Here is a 12430-nt window from a genome sequence, read left to right on the forward strand (position 1 = left end):
ATGTAAGCTCGGTCGCCGCTTGCTCGTGTGCGCAATCCTGCGCACACGGCAAGACCGGGGTTGGGCGTCCTGCCCAACCCGCCCGAGGCATGCCTCGGGCCCATGCGGCTCACGCCCCCGCAACCGGACCCACCCCGCCTTAGACAGATCATCGCGATCTGCCGGTAGATCCACGCCATGCGTGGATAGCGTGGAAATGATCGAATTGTTCTTGTAGAGCCGAACCGTGCTCGGCTCAGAAGCTTCGCGTACAGCGGCCGAGCGTGGGCTCGGCGCTACAACGAGAGCCTGCCTTTGCTTTTGATCTTTTGATTCTCTTCCGTGGCTGGTACGCGCAGGAAACTGTGGGAGGCCGGTCGGGATGGGCTGCGCAGGACCGTTGGCGCCATGGATGGCGCCATCGGGCCCCCAGGGATGGGTTTACGGCGTGTCCTGCGCAGCCCATCCCGACCGGCCCAACTGGCAATGCCAGTCGACTAACAGTCGGCTCTACCCGCGACCAGCCACGAGGGGCCCCGCCGTTGGCTGGAACCCATCATTCCACGACGGAATTGGCGCCCAGGCGCCGCTGGGCCTACCATCGGCGGTCCCCACCCCCACCGCCCCTTCCATGTCCGCTCCCGCTTCCGCCGCACCGCGTCGCTGGTTCGTCGCCGGCGACTTCAACGGCTTCTTCGGCCTGGTCGTCGACAACCTTTCCATCCTCGGCTTCATCGCCATGGCCCTGGTCGGGATCTTCCAGTTCCCCGCCGACGTGGTGTTCGGCCGCATGTTCCCAGGCACGGCCTTCGGCGTGCTGATAGGCAATCTGCTGTACACCCTGATGGCACGCCGGCTGGCCGCACGCAGCGGCCGTGACGACGTCACCGCCATGCCGCTCGGCCTGGATGCCCCCACCAGCATCGGCATGGCCCTGCTGGTGCTTGGCCCGGCCTTCATCGCGTTCAAGCAGCAGGGCATGGACCCGCACGCGGCGGGCATCGCCACCTGGCAGCTGGGCATGGCGGCGCTGGTCATCATGGGCGTGCTCAAGTTCGTTCTGTCGTTCTTCGGTGAAGCAGTCACCCGTGCGCTGCCGCGTGCCGCGCTGCTGGGTTCCATCGCCGGCATCGCGCTGGTGCTGATGGGCCTGTTGCCGCTGCTGGAGACGCTGCGCTCGCCGCTGGTCGGCTTCACCACGCTGGGCCTGCTGCTGTATGTGCTGATCGCCAAGGGCAAGCTGCCGGTGCGAGGCCCGGGCGTGCTGCTGGCCTTCGTGTTCGGCACCGCGCTGTACTACGGCCTGGGCCTGGCCGGGCTGGGCGCCCCCGGCTTCCATGTACCGGAGTGGGTGCCGCCGCAGGTGGTGCTGCCGCTGCCGACGCTGGGCTTCCTCGACGGCCTGCCCACCGCGATGACCTATCTGCCGCTGCTGCTGCCGTTCGGCCTGCTGATGGTGGTCGGCGGCATCAATGTTTCTGAAAGCGCGCGCGCAGCCGGCGACGACTACCGCACCCGCGACATCCTGCTGGTGGAAGCGGTGGCTACGCTGGTGGCAGGCGTCTGTGGCGGCGTGGCGCAGACCACGCCGTACATCGGCCAGCCTGCGTACAAGCACATGGGCGCGCGCAGCGGCTATACGCTGCTGACTGGCCTGTTCGTCGGCATCGGCGGCATGCTTGGCATCATCTCCGGGCTGGTGCAGTGGCTGCCGCTGGCGGTGCTGGCACCGATCATCGTGTACGTGGCCATCGACATCACCACCCAGGCCTTCCAGGCCACGCCGCGCCACCATACCGGCGCGATGGTGTTCGGTTTCCTGCCGTCGGTGGCCTACCTGCTGGCGATCAAGGCACCCGGCTGGATCACACCGGATCAGCTGCCCCAGCTGCTGACCAAGCTCGACGGCCACGGCCTGCCGGAGCTGGCGGTGATCTTCACCCTTGGCAACGGCTTCATCATCACCTCGATGCTGTGGATCTCGGCGGTGGCGGCGATGGTCGATGGCCGCCTGCGCCGTGCCTGCGGCTTCCTGCTGGTGGCGGCGGTGCTGACCCTGTTCGGCCTGATCCACTCGGTGGATCCGCGCGGCGGCATCTACCTGCCGTGGGACCTGGACGGCCTGGCGCGCATCATCAGCTTGCAGTTCGCCGGCGCCTACGTGGCTCTGGCGTTGCTGCTGGGGTTGCTTTCGCTGCAGAAGCAGCCGGTGAAGCCGCTGGGTGACGGCACCGATCATTGACCGGGGACGCCGGGCATGGCCCGGCGCTACCGCTTCTTCCACTTCTGGTGCTCTGTAGAGCCCAGCCTGCGCTCGGCTGCTCTGAGCCGAGCATGGCTCGGCTCTACAGGGGCGTGTTGGAGGCGGCGAATGCTTACAGCGCGCTCTGCCGGCCAGCGGCCGGCACTACCGCTCGGCGTCCAGCTCCGGGTAGTGGCGGAAGATGCCATTGGTGTTGAATGCCAGGCGCCTTTCCGAGCCCAGGTAGGCGGCAATGTTGGGTCGTTTCGCCACTCGTTCCTGCAGCGCACGCAGCAGGGGCACGGCGGACGCCAGTGCCTGCATGCGGCGCGGGAACATGTAGTCCAGGCCACTCAGCAGCTGGAACAGCGACAGGTCCACATAGGAATGCTCGCGCAGTGCATGGCGGCCACCGTTGGCGGCCAGCACCCGTTCGAAGTAGCCCAGGAACTTCGGCAGGCGCTCGCTGCGCAGCGACGCGGCACGTGCCTTGGCCTCGGTCTTCTGCTCTTCGTAGTATTTTGATGCGGCGATCGGATGGTGAGTGTCATGCACCTCGGCCACCAGGTCAGCGATGGTCAACTGCAGTTGCAACGCCTGCATCCGCCGCGATGCGGCCTGCGGCACCAGATCCAGCGTCGGGCCGAGGAAGTCCAGGATGGCGGCGACCTGCGCAATGACCTGGCGACCGGCCTTCAGGAACGGCGGCGCGAAGGGCTGTGCCCCGTCACTGCTGCCGTCGAGAAACGGTTGCATCACCGCATCACCGTGCACCCGCGCCATGTCGATGTAGTCGGCGCCGGCATCTTCCAGCGCCAGGCGCACGAACTCGCCACGGCCCTGGATACCGGTCCAGTAGTACAGCGCGTACTGCATGGCGGTGCCTCCACAGGAAAAGACCCACAGCGTCGCGCGGAGCACGCAAAGCAGGCGTGAGCGCGGCTTTGGCGTGGGCCGAAGCCGAACGGCAGCGGAACAGGCAGGGAACCGGCTGGAACCGGTGGGGTCACACCTTCTCCATGCGTGTGAAACGAGGTGCTGCATCATGCAGAGTGGAAAGGCGGTATGGCCCTGGGTGCTGGGTGTGGTGGTGATCGGCGGCGCGGGCGGTTGGTTGTTCCGCGATCAGCTGAGGCACCTGGCAGACGGTGCTTCGGTGCCGGTGCACTCAACCCCCGCCAGCACCAGCGCACCGCCGCAACCGCAGGCGGCCGCGGACCCCGCGCCAGCACCGCCGCCGATCAGGCATCCGCTGGACACCGAGGCCGCCGCTGACCCGGCGCTGCCCAAGTTGGCCGACAGTGATGCGGCTGCCTGGGGCGCATTGAGCCAGCTGTTCCAGGGCGAGGGCCCGATGACCCTGCTGCTGCGCGATCACCTGATCCAGCGCCTGGTCACCCAGGTCGACAACCTGGACAAACCAAGCGTGCCGCCGACGGCGCTGGCCGCACGGCCGCTGCCGGGCAACCTGCAGGTCGAGCCTGGCGAGGGCGGGGAACGCATCGCGGCAAGCAACTCGGCGCGTTACGCGCCCTATGTGCAGGCCTTCACTGCGCTGGATCCAGCGGCAACGGCTACGGCGTACAAGCGCTTCTATCCGTTGATCCAGCAGGCCTACGTCGACCTGGGCCGGCCCGAGGGCTACTTCAACGACCGTCTGGTGGCGGTGATCGACCATCTGCTGGAGACCCCGGAACTTGCGCAGGCGCCATTGGTGCAGCGTGATGAGCGCGGTCGCTACCGCTTCGTCGATTCCACCCTGCAGTCGCGCTCGATAGGCCAGAAGGCGCTGTTGCGCATGGACGCCGCGCAGGCGCGGGCGGTCAAGCAGCAGCTGCGGGCGATCCGCAGCGCGATCACCGGCTGAGTCCGCGCACCGCGCGGAACTGATCGGGATCAACGCGCCGACCACACCCGTTCCGGCATGCTGGCCGCAGGCTGACTGGCCTCGGGGTGCAGTCGCAGCCACCCTTGAAACGGGGTGGGGCAACCGCATCTTCCCAGCATCGCCGGCGCGGGCCGGCCCTGATGACCGATGAGGATTCGCAATGCGGATGGACAAGCTCACCTCGCGTTTCCAGCAGGCGCTGGCAGACGCACAGTCGCTGGCCGTGGGCCGCGACAACAGCATCATCGAACCGGTTCACCTGTTCAGCGCGCTGCTTGACCAGCAGGGCGGCAGCACGCGCCCGCTGCTGGCCCAGGCCGGGGTGAACGTGCCGGTGCTGCGCGAGCGCCTGACCGAGGCGCTGGATGCACTGCCGAAGGTGTCCGGCCAGGCCGGCAACGTCTCGATGGGCAATGACCTGGGGCGCCTGCTGAACCAGACCGACAAGCTGGCCCAGCAGCACGGCGATGCCTTCATTGCCAGCGAGTGGTTCGTGCTCGCGGCGCTGGAAGACGGCGGCACGCTGGGCATGGCGCTGCGCGCCGCCGGTGCCGACAAGACCCGCCTGCAGGCGGCTATCGACAAGCTGCGCGGCGGCGAGAACGTGCAGTCGGAGAACGCCGAGGAGCAGCGGCAGGCGCTGGAGAAGTACACCATCGACCTGACCGCGCGCGCCGAGAGCGGCAAGCTCGACCCGGTGATCGGCCGTGACGAGGAAATCCGCCGCACCATCCAGGTGCTGCAGCGCCGGACCAAGAACAACCCGGTGCTCATCGGCGAGCCCGGCGTGGGCAAGACCGCGATCGTGGAAGGGCTCGCCCAGCGCATCATCAATGACGAAGTGCCCGAAGGCCTGCGCGGCAAGCGTGTGCTGTCGCTGGACATGGGCGCGCTGATCGCCGGCGCCAAGTTCCGCGGTGAATTCGAGGAGCGCCTGAAGGGCGTGCTCAACGACCTGGCCAAGAACGAAGGACAGATCATCCTGTTCATCGACGAGCTGCACACCATGGTCGGCGCCGGCAAGGCTGATGGCGCGATGGATGCCGGCAACATGCTGAAGCCCGCCCTGGCGCGTGGCGAGCTGCACTGCATCGGCGCGACCACGCTGGATGAGTACCGCAAATACATCGAGAAGGACGCCGCGCTGGAGCGCCGCTTCCAGAAGGTGTTCGTCGGCGAACCCACGGTGGAGGACACCATCGCGATCCTGCGCGGGCTGAAGGAAAAGTACGCCGTGCACCACGGTGTGGAAATCACCGACCCGGCCATCGTGGCTGCCGCCACGCTGTCCAACCGCTACATCACCGACCGCCAGCTGCCGGACAAGGCCATCGACCTGATGGACGAAGCCGCCTCGCGACTGCGCATGGAAATCGATTCCAAGCCGGAGGAGCTGGATCGCCTGGAACGCCGGGTAATCCAGCTGAAGATCCAGCGCGAGATGCTGAAGAAGGAAAAGGACGAAGCCTCGCGGCAGCGCCTGGCCGACCTGGAGAACGATATCGACGGGCTGGAGCGCGAGTTCTCCGACCTCAATGAAATCTGGAAGTCGGAGAAGGCAGCGCTGCAGGGCGCCACCAAGATCAAGGAACAGGTCGAGCAGGCCAAGCTGGAGCTGGAAGCTGCGCAGCGCCGCCAGGATTTCGCCAAGATGAGCGAAATCCAGTACGGCCTGTTGCCGCAACTGGAAAAGCAGCTGGCCGCCGCGCAGGAAGCCGAGCACAAGGACTTCAAGCTGGTACAGGACCGCGTGACCGATGAGGAGATCGCCGAGGTCGTTTCGCGCTGGACCGGCATCCCGGTCAACAAGATGCTCGAAGGCGAGCGCGACAAGCTGCTGCGCATGGAAGAAGTGCTGCACAACCGTGTGGTCGGCCAGGAAGAGGCGATCAAGGTCGTCTCCGATGCGGTACGCCGCTCGCGTGCCGGCCTGTCCGATCCGAATCGTCCGGCCGGCTCGTTCCTGTTCCTCGGCCCGACCGGCGTCGGCAAGACCGAGCTGTGCAAGTCGCTGGCCGAGTTCCTGTTCGACAGTGCCGACGCGATGATCCGCATCGACATGAGCGAGTTCATGGAAAAGCACAGCGTCGCCCGCCTGATCGGTGCGCCCCCGGGCTACGTCGGCTACGAGGAAGGCGGTTACCTGACCGAGGCCGTGCGTCGTCGCCCGTATTCGCTGATCCTGCTCGATGAGGTGGAGAAGGCGCATCCGGATGTGTTCAACATCCTGCTGCAGGTGCTGGACGATGGCCGCCTGACCGACGGCCAGGGCCGCACGGTGGACTTCCGCAACACCGTCATCGTGATGACCTCGAACCTGGGCTCGCATCAGATCCAGGACATGAGCAGCGACGACAGCCCGGAGGCCTACACGCAGATGAAGGCAGCAGTGATGGGCGTGGTGCAGGCGCACTTCCGTCCGGAGTTCATCAACCGCCTGGATGACATCGTGGTGTTCCACCCGCTGGACAAGCAGCAGATCAAGCAGATCGCACGCATCCAGATGCGCGGGCTCGAGAAGCGCCTGGCCGAGCGCGGTTTGAAGCTGGCGGTCTCCGATGCGGCATTCGATCTGCTCGGCAACGTCGGCTTCGACCCGGTGTATGGCGCGCGCCCGCTGAAGCGCGCGATCCAGTCGCAGCTGGAGAATCCGCTGGCGCAGCAGATCCTGTCCGGTGCCTTCGTCAACGGTGACACCATCGAAGTCGGCAACGACGGGGGACGCCTGGTCTTCGCCAAGGCTTGAACCGGTGGCGCGCCTGCCCTGGCTGGCGCGCCACCAAAGTCCTGGCAAGGCACAATGAACCCGTTTCACTTTCGCAAGGACGAGGAGAACCGCATGGACGTTACCCGAAGGGTTTCACTCTGCATGGCGCTGGCGCTCGCTGCTGTTTCTGGACACGCTGCAGCCGTCGAACAGGTCCAGCTGCCGCCGATGAAGGGTTACCAGCAGGCCCACCAGAGCACCGACGCACAAGGCAACCGCATCACCGAGTACGTGCCGCAGGGCCAGACCGTGCAGGACTGGACCGACATGGTCACTGTCAATGATGCGCCGAACAGTGGCCATGTGAGTCCGCGCGAGTTCCTCGGCATCATCGAGGCGGGGTGGCGCGTGGCCTGTCCGGCAGCGCAGAGCCACTGGATCCGCGAAGGCGAGGAGGGCGGACGGCCATTCGCGCTGCTGATGCTCAGTTGCCCGCTGAACCCCGGCACCGGCAAACCGGAGTTCACCTGGATCAAGGGCATGCAGGGCAGGCAGGGCTTCCACACCGTGCAGAAGTCGTTCCGCGCCGAGCCGGAGAAGGACGACGTCGTGCAGTGGATCGGCTGGCTGCGCGAGGTCGGCTTGTGCGGCAGCGGCGCCGCACAAGCCTGCCACTGATCGCAGCGAAAGAGGGCGCCCCGCGGCGCCCTTCATGCATCAGAAGCGGTGCGTATAGCCGCTCATCACGCCGAACTGGTTGGCCTTCTGCACGATCGGGCTGTCGGCGGCATCGCCGAGCAGGCGCGTGCCTTCGGCCGAGATGTACCAGTTGCCATTACGGCCCACGCGGTGGCTCCACTTCAGGCCGACACCGGCGCTGACCAGGCCCGCCTTCGGTTTGTGCTCGGCAAAGCCGGTGCGCGCGGCCTGTTCCGGACTGACGCCGTACCAGGTCTGCATGTAGCCACGGTTGCCGTAGTCGGTGGAGACGCTGCCGCTGACCACGCCACCGGCCAGGTCGAACAGCGGCAGGCTCAGGTTCAGGTGGATCTGCTGGGTAGCCAGTCCATTCTCAGCCTTGTCCTCGTCCTTGCGGGTGAACTGCCAGGAGCCGCTCAGCACGGCCTCGCCCAGCGTATATCCAGCCGAGACACCGACCAGGGGACGGGTATCGATATCGCCCATGCCGCGCAGGAAGTCCGAACCGCCGAGCAGCGAATCCTTGTCCCTGCGGATACCGCTGGCACCGACATAGGCGCGCACGCGGGTGTGCTCGCCGAGGGTCGTGCCCCAGCCGATGCCACTGGTGCCCAGAAACCAGCCCCCCGGCGAGGTGACATCGAAGGACAGCGAAGGCGTCGCACGGTACTCCTCGCTGCCGCTGTAGCGCGGCGCCACGCCACCGCCGGCGGCGAGCTCGAAGGTCCAGTGGTCATCCTTGGCGTGGGCGATCGGGGCGGCGAACAGCGGCAACAGGGCCAAGTGGAGCAGGGCGGGGGAACGGCGAAGCTGGGACATGGAAACTCTCGACAATGGGAGGAAAGCAGCGCGCGCATCCGGCGAGTGCTGCAGGGTCGCTAGCGTGGCGATACGCCGGCGACCGATCCGTCTGCAGTTGTGCGGGAGTTGTAATCAACTGTAATTGCGCCCGTGGGCGTTCAGCTGGCAGCCAGCGGCCAGTGCATTTCCAGGCGTGCGCCGCCGAGGGCGGCGCGACCGATGCGCAGTTCGCCGTGGTGGCGTGCGGCAATGCGGCCGACGATCGCCAGGCCCAGGCCGAAGCCGCCGGTGTCGCGGCTGCGGCTGTCATCCAGGCGGGTGAACGGGCGGACCACCTTTTCGCGGTCAGCCTCGGCGATGCCGGGGCCGTCGTCGTCCACGCGCAGGCAGGCGCGCCCGCCCACACTCACCAGCGACACGTCCACCTGCGAGCGCGCGTGGCGCAGGGCATTGCCGACCAGATTGCTCAGCGCCAGCTGCAGCAGGCGCGGTTCCGCTTCCAGCCGAGGCAGGGCGCTGGGCTGCACGCGCAGCACCAGGCCGGCACGTTCGGCATCGCGGCGGGCATCGGCCAGGCAGGCCTGCAGCCAGTCGTTGGCTTCGATCCGCTGCATCGGTTCGCCCTCGCTGGGATGCTCCAGCCGTTCGTAGGCCAGCAGTTCGCTGACCAGCCGGTTGAGCTCGGCCAGGTCGCCATGCAGGCCCTGCGCCAGTCGTTCGCGGCGCTCGCGGTCATCGCTGTCCTGCATCAGGTCCAGGCCGAAGGCCACGCGCGCGATCGGCGTACGCAGTTCGTGGGAGATCGCATGGGTCAGGTCGCGCTGGCGCTGTACCAGTTCGGCCACGCGCGCGGCCATGCGGTTGGAATGGTCGACGATGACCCGGATCTGCGAGCGTGGCGAAACCTGCGCGCGTGCCTGCAGATCGCCGGCGCCGATGCGGTCGGCATGCACGCGCAGGGCATCCAGATCGCGCCAGAGCAGGCGTACCCAGGCGTACAGGCTGGCGCCGACCAGCAGCAGGATGCTGAGGTAGGCAGCGATGGTCATGTACGTGGTCATCTGCACCGCGCCAGGCACGCGCAGGTGCAACCAGCGACCATCGATGCCTTCGATGGGCAGCAGGACCTGCTGGTACTGATCGCGCACGATGAAGCCATCGGCCTGCACGGCTGCCTGTTCCTGCGGGGTCAGCGCGGGAGGCTTGTCGAGCAGGGTCAATGCGATGCCATAGTGCGGTTGCCACCGCTGCAGGCGCTCACGCTGCTGGCTACCGTCCAGGCCGGCCAGGCCGCTGCGCAGGGCGTACACCTGCCCGCGCACCTGCTGGACGAAAACGCGATCCTGCACGGGCGTATAGATGCTGTCGAGCACCCGGTTGAGAAAGAACACCGAGGCCAGGAAACAGGCGCCGGTGATGAACCACAGCCACAGGAACAGCCGCTTCATGCCGTCCAGGCCGACGGATTGAACTGGTAGCCGCGGCCCCACACGGTCTTGATCCGCCGCGGCTCGCGCGCATCGTCGCCGAGCTTGCGACGCAGCTTGCCGATGCAGACGTCAACGCTGCGGTCCAGGCCGTCGAAACCGATTCCGCGCACCGCCTGCAGGATCTGGTCACGGGACAGGATCTGCCCCGGCTGGCTGGCCAGCAGCCACAGGATCTCGAATTCGGTGGTGCCCACGTCCACCGTGGCACCGTGCAGGTGTACCTCACGCTGCATGCGGTCGATCAGCAGTTCGCCGTGCATCAGCCGGCTGGGCGTGCCGGTGTTGCTGCTGCCGTGGCGGCGGCGCAGCAGGGCGCGCAGGCGGGCCAGAAGCAGGCGTGGTTCGATGGGCTTGTGCACATAGTCGTCGGCGCCCGATTCCAGGCCCAGCACCTGTTCGATGTCGTCCTCGCAGGCGGTCAGCATCAGGATCGGCACATCGGAGAAGCTGCGGATCTGGCGGCACACGTCGATGCCGCCCAGGCCGGGCAGCATCAGGTCCAGCACCACCAGCTCCGGCGCGTGCTGGCGGCAGGCGGCGCCGGCCAGGTCGCCGCGTGCGATGTGCTGCACAGCGAAGCCATGCTGGTGGAGGTAGTCGCTCACCAGTTCGGCCAGGCGACGGTCGTCCTCTACCAGCATGACCGACGTAGGCGAACTGCTGGTGGTGGGATGCCAGGGCGATGGCTGCATGGGTGGGGCCTCCGTGCCCGGGCAGCAGCGCCCGGCGGCGCAGCCTAGCAGCGCCCCATGACGACTGCCTGAATCGCGGCCAACCTGATAACCGCCGGTACGGGCGTCATCGCCAGTGGCTTTCAGTGGCGGGCGCGGGCTGGCCTATGGTGGCGGTTTCCCCGGATGGAGCCTGGTGCAATGAGCGAACCGCAGTGGCAACTGGAAACCCTGGCCGTGCACGGCGGCTACCGTCCCGACCCGACCACCCGCGCGGTGGCGGTGCCGATCTACCAGACCGTGGCGTATGCCTTCGATGACACCCAGCACGGCGCCGATCTGTTCGACCTGAAGGTGCCCGGCAATATCTACACCCGCATCATGAACCCTACCACCGACGTGCTGGAGCAACGCCTGGCCGCACTGGAAGGTGGCATCGGTGCGCTGGCGCTGGCCTCGGGGCAGGCCGCGATCACCTATGCCCTCCAGACCATCGCCGAGGCCGGTGACAACATCGTCGCCTCCAGCGCGCTGTATGGCGGCAGCCTCAACCTGCTGGCACACACGCTGCCGCAGTATGCCATCCAGGCGCGCTTCGCCGACCCGGCCGATCCTTCTGCGTTCGCCGCGCTGATCGACGAGCGCACCAAGGCGGTGTTCGTCGAATCGATCGGCAACCCGCGCGGCAACGTCACCGACATCGCCGCCATTGCCGAGGTCGCGCATGCCGCGGGTGTGCCGCTGATCGTCGACAACACCGTGGCCACGCCGTTCCTGCTGCGCCCGTTCGAGCACGGTGCCGACATCGTCGTGCACTCGCTGACGAAGTACCTGGGTGGCCACGGCAACAGCCTCGGCGGTGCCATCATCGACTCCGGCCGCTTCGACTGGGCGGCGCAGCCGAAGCGTTTCGCCCGCCTCAACCAACCCGACCCCAGTTACCACGGCGTGGTCTATACCGAAGCACTGGGGCCGGCGGCCTACATCGGCCGCGCGCGGGTGGTCCCGCTGCGCAATACCGGTGCCGCGTTGTCGCCGTTCAATGCGTTCCTGATCCTGCAGGGCATCGAGACCCTGGCCCTGCGCATGGAGCGCATCAACGCCAATGCACTGGCCGTCGCGCAGTTCCTGAAGGCGCACGACAAGGTCGCCTGGGTGCGTTACGCGGGATTGGCCGACGATCCCGAGCATGCCGCCGCGCAGCGCTATCTGGGTGGGCACGGCTCGGGCGTACTGACCTTCGGCCTGCCCGGCGGCCGTGAAGCCGGCGCGCGCTTCCTCGATGCCCTGAAGCTGTTCACCCGCTTGGTCAACCTGGGTGATGCGAAGTCACTGGCCACCCATCCGGCCTCGACCACCCATCGCCAGCTGGATGCTGCGGAGCTGGCCAAGGCCGGCGTCAGCGAGGACACCGTGCGGCTGTCGATCGGCATCGAACACATCGGCGACCTGCGCGCCGACCTGGAGCAGGCCCTGGCCGCCGCCTGATAGCCACGCGCTTGGTCGTCATCGCCACAGGCGATCACCGCCGGCCACGCGATGCGCTAGGGTGGAACTGCCTCTCCAAGGCGTGGCAATGTGGCGATCCAGATCCCCGGTCGATGCGGGTCGACCGGGGATTTTTTTGTTTCCGGGGTCAGATCCGTTTTCCTGTGGAGAACGGATCTGATCCCATGTGCCGACGGTCGGCCTCAATCCTGGTAGATCCACGCCATGCGTGGATGGATCACCATCGGAATCGAACATTCCGACAGTTCATCAAACAGCATCCACGCATGGCGTGGATCTACTGCAGATCGCGGGAAATTGTCGAAGGCGGGGTGGGTCCGGTTGCGGGGGCGTGAGCCGCATGGGCCCGAGGCATGCCTCGGGCGGGTTGGGCAGGACGCCCAACCCCGGTCTTGCCGTGTGCGCAGGATTGCGCACACGAGCAAGCGGCGACCGAGCTTACAT

General features: G+C 67.1%; 9 protein-coding genes. 5 read left to right on the plus strand and 4 right to left on the minus strand.

Annotated elements, in window-relative coordinates; translation table 11 throughout:
- Nucleotides 1-610 precede the first annotated feature (610 nt).
- Nucleotides 611-2221, plus strand: a complete 1611-nt coding sequence (locus AC5P7S_RS15420) for a SulP family inorganic anion transporter (protein WP_095377245.1) — start codon at nt 611-613, stop codon at nt 2219-2221.
- Between the two features lie 165 nt (nt 2222-2386).
- Here AC5P7S_RS15420 and AC5P7S_RS15425 read toward each other — a convergent pair whose 3' ends face one another.
- The gene (locus AC5P7S_RS15425; RefSeq protein ID WP_095377244.1) at nt 2387-3097 is read right to left on the minus strand and encodes a glutathione S-transferase; all 711 of its coding nucleotides are present in this window, start codon (nt 3095-3097) and stop codon (nt 2387-2389) included.
- Between the two features lie 169 nt (nt 3098-3266).
- Between AC5P7S_RS15425 and AC5P7S_RS15430 the strand changes: the two genes are divergently transcribed.
- From AC5P7S_RS15430 to AC5P7S_RS15440, 3 genes are all read left to right on the plus strand, one after another.
- On the plus strand, nt 3267-4088 hold the full coding sequence (locus tag AC5P7S_RS15430) for a DUF3014 domain-containing protein (RefSeq protein ID WP_095377243.1): 822 nt from the start codon (nt 3267-3269) through the stop codon (nt 4086-4088).
- Nucleotides 4089-4269: 181 nt separating this feature from the next.
- Nucleotides 4270-6855 (plus strand): ATP-dependent chaperone ClpB, encoded by a 2586-nt coding sequence (clpB, locus tag AC5P7S_RS15435; protein WP_065178915.1) that lies wholly within the window; start codon nt 4270-4272, stop codon nt 6853-6855.
- Nucleotides 6856-6948: 93 nt separating this feature from the next.
- Nucleotides 6949-7494 carry a hypothetical protein gene (locus tag AC5P7S_RS15440; protein ID WP_242441304.1) on the plus strand — a complete coding sequence of 182 codons (546 nt, stop codon included), beginning with the start codon at nt 6949-6951 and terminating at the stop codon, nt 7492-7494.
- 39 nt (nt 7495-7533) lie between these two features.
- Here the strand turns inward: AC5P7S_RS15440 and AC5P7S_RS15445 are convergent, their stop codons facing one another.
- The 3 genes from AC5P7S_RS15445 to AC5P7S_RS15455 all read right to left on the minus strand — a co-directional run bounded on the left by AC5P7S_RS15445 (nt 7534) and on the right by AC5P7S_RS15455 (nt 10498).
- Nucleotides 7534-8334 (minus strand): MipA/OmpV family protein, encoded by an 801-nt coding sequence (locus tag AC5P7S_RS15445; RefSeq protein ID WP_095377241.1) that lies wholly within the window; start codon nt 8332-8334, stop codon nt 7534-7536.
- A 140-nt stretch (nt 8335-8474) separates the two neighbouring features.
- Nucleotides 8475-9764, minus strand: a complete 1290-nt coding sequence (locus AC5P7S_RS15450) for an ATP-binding protein (protein WP_095377240.1) — start codon at nt 9762-9764, stop codon at nt 8475-8477.
- Nucleotides 9761-10498, minus strand: a complete 738-nt coding sequence (locus AC5P7S_RS15455; RefSeq protein WP_005418539.1) for a winged helix-turn-helix domain-containing protein — start codon at nt 10496-10498, stop codon at nt 9761-9763. Before AC5P7S_RS15455 ends, AC5P7S_RS15450 begins: the two co-directional genes overlap by 4 nt.
- Before the next feature lie 180 nt (nt 10499-10678).
- Here AC5P7S_RS15455 and AC5P7S_RS15460 point away from each other — a divergent pair, with 180 nt between their 5' ends.
- Nucleotides 10679-11965, plus strand: a complete 1287-nt coding sequence (locus AC5P7S_RS15460; RefSeq protein WP_053500794.1) for an O-acetylhomoserine aminocarboxypropyltransferase/cysteine synthase family protein — start codon at nt 10679-10681, stop codon at nt 11963-11965.
- Nucleotides 11966-12430 lie beyond the last annotated feature (465 nt).

Source organism: Stenotrophomonas sp. YJH_SMC_32, from assembly GCF_059369975.1.

What these genes read in the sequence shown, in the direction of transcription:
- AC5P7S_RS15420 (WP_095377245.1), top strand. Translation starts at nt 611, where the DNA reads ATGTCCGCTCCCGCTTCCGCCGCACCGCGTCGCTGGTTCGTCGCCGGC.
- AC5P7S_RS15425 (WP_095377244.1), bottom strand. Translation starts at nt 3,097, where the DNA reads ATGCAGTACGCGCTGTACTACTGGACCGGTATCCAGGGCCGTGGCGAG.
- AC5P7S_RS15430 (WP_095377243.1), top strand. Translation starts at nt 3,267, where the DNA reads ATGCAGAGTGGAAAGGCGGTATGGCCCTGGGTGCTGGGTGTGGTGGTG.
- clpB (WP_065178915.1), top strand. Translation starts at nt 4,270, where the DNA reads ATGCGGATGGACAAGCTCACCTCGCGTTTCCAGCAGGCGCTGGCAGAC.
- AC5P7S_RS15440 (WP_242441304.1), top strand. Translation starts at nt 6,949, where the DNA reads ATGGACGTTACCCGAAGGGTTTCACTCTGCATGGCGCTGGCGCTCGCT.
- AC5P7S_RS15445 (WP_095377241.1), bottom strand. Translation starts at nt 8,334, where the DNA reads ATGTCCCAGCTTCGCCGTTCCCCCGCCCTGCTCCACTTGGCCCTGTTG.
- AC5P7S_RS15450 (WP_095377240.1), bottom strand. Translation starts at nt 9,764, where the DNA reads ATGAAGCGGCTGTTCCTGTGGCTGTGGTTCATCACCGGCGCCTGTTTC.
- AC5P7S_RS15455 (WP_005418539.1), bottom strand. Translation starts at nt 10,498, where the DNA reads ATGCAGCCATCGCCCTGGCATCCCACCACCAGCAGTTCGCCTACGTCG.
- AC5P7S_RS15460 (WP_053500794.1), top strand. Translation starts at nt 10,679, where the DNA reads ATGAGCGAACCGCAGTGGCAACTGGAAACCCTGGCCGTGCACGGCGGC.